Consider the following 4,723-nt stretch of genomic DNA (forward strand, 5'->3'; position numbering starts at 1 on the left):
ACGCGCGGGTGGACCGGATGGCGCGGCTGCTCGCGAGTCGCGGGGTCGGTCCGTCCGACGTGGTCGCCTTGGCTTTGCCGCGCATCGCCGACCACGTGGTGGCGATCTTCGCGGTCATGCGCACCGGCGCGGCCTACCTGCCGCTCGATCTGACCCATCCGCCCGCCCGCCTGCGCGAGTTGCTCGCGGACAGCGGCGCGGTCGCGCTGATCAGCACCACCGAGCATCAGGAGCGGGTGCTCGCCGGTCCCCGGGGTCCCCGGGTCCGGCTGCTCATCGACCGACCCGTCGTCGGCGCGGTGCTCGACGGCGTGGTCACCCCGCCCGCCGTCCCCGACGCGGCGGTGGCCGGACCGCGCGTCGCGGACCAACCGGCCTACGTCATCTACACCTCCGGGTCGACCGGCCGGCCGAAGGGCGTCGTGGTCGGGCATCGCGGGCTGACCACGATGTACCACAACCACCTCGATGAGATCTTCGGCCCGACAGAGCGTTTCGCGGCGCGCGGCAGGCTGCGCGTCGCGCACACGGTGTCGTTCTCCTTCGACATGTCCTGGGAGGAGCTGTTCTGGCTGCTCGCCGGGCACGAGGTGCACGTCATCGACGAGCGGGCCCGGCTGGAGCCCGCCGCCCTGGTCGAGCACTACCGCGAGGTCGGCATCGACGCGGTCAACGTGACACCGTCCTACGCCCGCGAACTGATCGCCGCCGGCCTGCTCGAGGGGGCGCACGTGCCCGCGCTCGTGCTGCTCGGCGGCGAGGCGGTGCCGCTGGACCTGTGGACCATGCTGCGCGAACGCCCCGACGTCATGGGGTACGACCTGTACGGGCCGACCGAGTTCACCATCAACGCCCTCGGCTCGCCCGCCTCCGGCAGCCCCACACCGTGTTTGGGCAGGCCGGTGCGCAACGCCCATGCGCGCGTGCTCGATTCGGGCCTGGCGGAGGTGCCGGTCGGCGCGCAGGGTGAGCTGTACCTGTCCGGTGACGGCATCGCGATCGGCTACCGCGACCGGACCGGGTTGACCGCGGGCACGTTCGTCGCCGATCCGTACTCGCCCGACGGCGGCCGGATGTACCGCACCGGAGATCTGGTGCGCCGCAGGCGCGATGGCGAGCTGGAGTACCTCGGCCGAGTCGATCACCAGGTCAAGGTGCGCGGCGTGCGCATCGAGCTGGCCGAGGTAGAGGCGGCCCTGGCGGCGCTGCCCGGCGTGCGCCGCGCGGCGGCGAAGGTGCTCGAGGATTCGTCGGGCCTGGCCCGGCTGATCGGCTATGTGATTCCCGAAGCAGACTGGGTGCCACAGGATCTGCGTCCCGAACTGCGTGACCGGGTGCCCGCGGCGCTGGTGCCCGCCGAGGTCGTCGTGATCGACGCGATCCCGTTGACGCCGAACGGAAAGCTCGACCGGGCCGCCCTGCCGGAACCGCCGCGTCGCACGATCCGCCGAGCGCCGCGCACGACGCGCGAGCGCGCCGTCTGCGTGGTGTTCGAGCAGGTGCTCGAGCGGGCCGAGGTGGATATCGAGGAGAGCTTCTTCGATCTCGGCGGTGACTCGCTGCGCGCGATGCGCCTGCTCGGCGCGCTGGATCGCGCACTGGGCGTGACGGTTTCGCTCGGCACGCTGACGGCACGGCCGACGGTCGCCGAACTCGCCGCCCACCTGGACGGCGCCGACGGCATCGCCGCCCACTTGGACGGCACCGACGGCATTGCCGCCGAACCGGTCGGCGTCAACGGCATTACCTCCGAGCGCGACCGCGCCGACGTCGTTGCGGCGGAGGCGGATTCGCCACTGTTCAGCCGAGACCACGTCGTGGTACTGCGCGAAGGCGGTGCGCGGCCGCCCCTGTTCTGTGTACACCCCGCAGGTGGATTCGCCTGGCAGTTCCTGCCTTTGGCGGGCCGGCTGGGCGGCGACCGCCCGGTGATCGGGTTGCAACTACCATCGCTCGGCGGTGCGGAGCCGTCGGCGAACTCGGTCGACGAGCTGGCCGACCGGTATGTCGCCACGGTGCGCGCACACCAGGCCGGCGGCCCCTACCACCTGCTCGGCTACTCCTTCGGCGGAAATGTCGTGCACGCCATGGCCGCTCGCCTGACCGCGGCGGGTGAGAGGGTCGCCTTCGCCGGATTGATCGACGCGGCGCCCCCCGGCGGGCATGCGCCGGCGAGTGACCTGGAACTCGATGAGCTGGTGACCACGCTGGCACCGGAGGCCTTGGCACAGGACCCGGAACTGCGGGCCGCGCTGCGCGCCGGATTCGCCGAGTGCGTGCGCTTGCTCGAGAACTGCTCGGTGCCGGAGTACGCCGGACCGCTCACCCTGTTCACCGCCGACCGCCCGCGCCCGGGCGGCCCCGCGTCGCCCGGCTCCGCCCTGGAGCAGGCCTGGCGCGGGCTCGGCCTCGACCCGGAGGTGCACCACCTCCCCTTCGACCATGCCGGACTCGTGACCCCGGCGGGATGGGCCCGGCTCGCCCCGCTGATCGACCGCGCACTCGACCTGGAAATGCTTACGACACAAGGAGATCGATGAAGTCAGCAAGAACGTCCGGTACCCGGGGAAGAATGCGGCGCGCCGCCGCGCTGCTCGGCGGCCTGTCCATGGCGCTCGCGCTCGTGGCCGGCTGCTCCTCGGACACCGACGATGCCGCCGCCGCGGAGCAGTCCAGGACGATCACCACCGACCGCGGACCGGTGACCGTGCCGCACGAGGCCAAGCGCATCGTCGTGCTCAGCGGGAGCATGGCCGACTACCTCTACGCGATCGACGCGCCGGTGGTGGCCACCGACACCCGGATCATCGGCGTGACCAACCTCGACGGCGGCTTCCCGCCGCACTGGGCCGACAAGGCGCGGGCGCAGGGCACCAAGGCGCTGCCCACGGGCGCGGAGCTGAACATCGAGGCGGTGGCCGAGGCCAACCCGGATCTGATCATCGGTGGCGGCCAAGGCATTACGGCCGTGCAGGCGGACAAGCTCTACGACAAGCTCACCGCGATCGCGCCGACCGTGCTCGTGCCGACGAAGGTGACGAACTGGCAGGACCAGCTGCGCATGGTCGCCGAGGCGGCGGGCCGCGCCGATCGGGTGCCCGATCTGCTGAAGGCGTACCAGGACAAGGCCGCTCAGGTGAAGGCGTCGGCCAAGGTGCCCCCGGGCAAGGTGGTCTACCTCCTCTCGGTGGCGAACAAGAAGCCGTACCTGCTGCCGCCGTCCGCCGCGCTGCCCGCCCAGCTGGCCGAGTTGGGGTTCGTCGCCGACGACGTGCTGGCCAAGGCCGGAAACCCGCCGCTGTTCGGGTCGGGGGACTCCTTCGAGGTGAGCCTCGAGCTGCTCGACCGCGTCGCCGACGCCCCGGTGGCCTTCGTGATTCCGGTCGGCGGCCCCAACGCCGCTGAGCTGGGCCAGAATCCGCTCTACGCGCGGCTGCCCGCGTTCCGCGACGGTAAGGTCTTCGAGTTGCCGACGACCAGCTACCGGCCGGACTACCACGCCGCGCTGAACACGCTGGACGTCGTCGCGCAGAAGCTCGGCTGACCATGCTGCGCCGGTTCGTCATAGACCTCTCGCCGCTGCGCGACAGCAGGCCGTTCCGGTTCATCTTCGCGGCCCGGTTGATCTCGCTGCTCGGCATCGGGCTGCTCATGGTGGCGCTGCCGGTGCAGGTCTACCAGCTCACCGGGTCGAGCCTGCACGTCGCGGGGGTGTCGGTGGTGACGGCGCTGGCGATGTTCGTCGGCAGTCTGTCCGGCGGGGTGCTCGCCGATCGGCACGATCGGCGGCGCACCATCCAGCTCGCGCGTTCGCTGGCGGGGCTCGGGTTCGTGATCCTCGGCGTCAACTCGCTGCTGGATCATCCCGCGCTGTCGGTGATCTACGGCGCGGCCGTGCTGGACGGCGTGGCGGGCGGGGTGAGCGGTTCGGCGTTGATGGCGCTGACGCCCGCCCTGGTCGGCAGGCATCGGCTGGCCGCGGCCGGGGCGTTGATGACGCTGACCACCGAGCTGGGCACCGTGGTCACCCCCGGTTTGGCGGGCGTGATCATCGCGGCGACCGGCGGGGTGTCGGTGACCTACTTCGTCGCGGCGGGCGCCACGGCGCTGACCGTGACGCTGTTCCAAGAGGTGGGCGCGCACCCGCCGACCGGGACCGTGCACGAGCCGCCGCTGCGCGCGCTGCTGACCGGGCTGCGTTTCGCGGTGACCCACCGGGTGATTCGCGGAACGCTGCTCGTCGGGCTGGCGGTGATGCTGGTCAGCGGGCCGATGGTGCTGTTGCCCGCGTACGCCGACCAGGTGCTCGGCGCGGGCGCGGCGGTGCTCGGCCTGCTCTACGGCGCGCCGGCGGCCGGTGCGCTGGTCGGGTTGTTCACCAGCGGCTGGACCGGCGGGGTGCACCGCAACGGACGGGCACTGCTCGTCTCGGTGGCGCTGCTCCCCGTCGCGCTGATCGTCGTGGGCGCCGGTGGCACAACGATTCTCGCGCTACTGGGCCTGGCCGGCTTCGGGCTCGGGCGCGCGGTGAACGACACCTTCCGCTTCGCGGTCCTGCAGCAGCACACCCCCGACGATCTGCGCGGCAGGGTGTCGAGTCTGTGGCTGGTGCAAGCGGTTTCGGGCACGGCGGTCGGCTCGCTGGTCGCCGGCGTGCTCGGCAACTACTTCGCCGCCGACACGGCGTTGCTCGTGTACGGCTGTGGCGCAGCGATTTTCGGCG

3 protein-coding genes are annotated in these 4,723 nt (G+C 72.0%); all 3 read left to right on the forward strand.

The window, feature by feature from the left end; translation table 11 throughout:
- A partial coding sequence (locus tag ON39_RS34695; protein WP_040740537.1) for an amino acid adenylation domain-containing protein occupies positions 1 to 2,540 on the forward strand: 2,540 nt, incomplete at its 5' end.
- On the forward strand, positions 2,537 to 3,544 hold the full coding sequence (locus tag ON39_RS34700; protein WP_040740538.1) for a Fe2+-enterobactin ABC transporter substrate-binding protein: 1,008 nt from the start codon (positions 2,537 to 2,539) through the stop codon (positions 3,542 to 3,544). The genes ON39_RS34695 and ON39_RS34700, both read left to right, overlap by 4 nt.
- 2 nt (positions 3,545 to 3,546) lie before the next feature.
- On the forward strand, positions 3,547 to 4,723 hold a 1,177-nt coding region (gene entS, locus ON39_RS34705; protein WP_040740539.1), incomplete at its 3' end, for an enterobactin transporter EntS.

The sequence above is a fragment of the Nocardia tenerifensis NBRC 101015 genome, assembly GCF_000308715.1.
In the GTDB taxonomy this organism is placed as follows: domain Bacteria; phylum Actinomycetota; class Actinomycetes; order Mycobacteriales; family Mycobacteriaceae; genus Nocardia; species Nocardia tenerifensis.